This window comes from Streptomyces sp. 2A115, assembly GCF_052245575.1.
Classification (GTDB): domain Bacteria; phylum Actinomycetota; class Actinomycetes; order Streptomycetales; family Streptomycetaceae; genus Streptomyces.
Window position 1 is genome coordinate 1 of record NZ_JBQQCG010000244.1, and the last position, 879, is coordinate 879.

An 879-nucleotide genomic window follows, 5' to 3' on the forward strand; every position below is an offset into this window, starting at 1 on the left:
TGGTGTACGGGATCAGCGGCTGGGAGTGCGCGGGCGTCTGCCCGGGGCGCACTTCCACGGATGGGTACCGCTCCCTGAACAGGAGGTGGGCCACCGCGTAACTCTCCTTGGTGAACAGCCAGTTCAACCATGAGGAGTGCACGATGGCCCTGTCCCAGTCTGAGCTGATACGGCTGCTTGAGTCACTACGCTCGACCGACGGAATCGAGCTCATTCGCGCCATCGCCGAGCGGATGGTGCAGGAGCTGATCGAGGCCGAGGCGAGTGCCCGCATCGGCGCGGAGTGGAACGAGCACACGCCGACGCGGACCAACGTCCGCAACGGGCACCGGGAGAAGGTGCTGACCACACTGGCCGGCGATCTGGACCTGGAGATCCCCAAGGTCCGCACCGGCAGCTTCTTCCCGTCGCTGCTGGAACGCCGGCGCCGCATCGACCAGGCCCTCTATGCCGTGATCATGGAGGCGTACGTGCACGGTGTTTCCACTCGCAGCGTGGATGACCTGGTCAAAGCCCTCGGCGGGGACAGCGGCATCTCGAAGTCGGAGGTCTCGCGGATCTGCGCGGCGCTGGACGAGCCGCTGACCGCGTTCCGCACCCGCCCCCTGGATCATGTCCGCTTCCCCTATGTCTACCTGGACGCGACCTACTGCAAAGCGCGGGTGAACCACCAGATCGTCTCCCAGGCCGTGGTGGTCGCCACCGGTATCACCGAGGACGGAGGCCGCGAGGTCCTCGGCCTGATGGTCGGCGACAGCGAGAGCGAGGCGTTCTGGAAAGAGTTCCTGCGCTCCCTGCGCGAGCGCGGCCTCAGCGGCGTCCGTCTGGTCATCACCGACCAGCACTCCGGCCTGGTCGCCGCGGTCCACAAGGTCATGA

At 66.7% G+C, this 879-nt stretch carries 1 protein-coding gene; it reads left to right on the top strand.

Going from position 1 to position 879, the window contains the following annotated elements; genetic code table 11:
* Nucleotides 1–143: 143 nt before the first annotated feature.
* Nucleotides 144–879 (top strand): IS256 family transposase (locus ACTWQR_RS55835; RefSeq protein WP_443235032.1); only part of this gene is annotated, 736 nt, incomplete at its 3' end.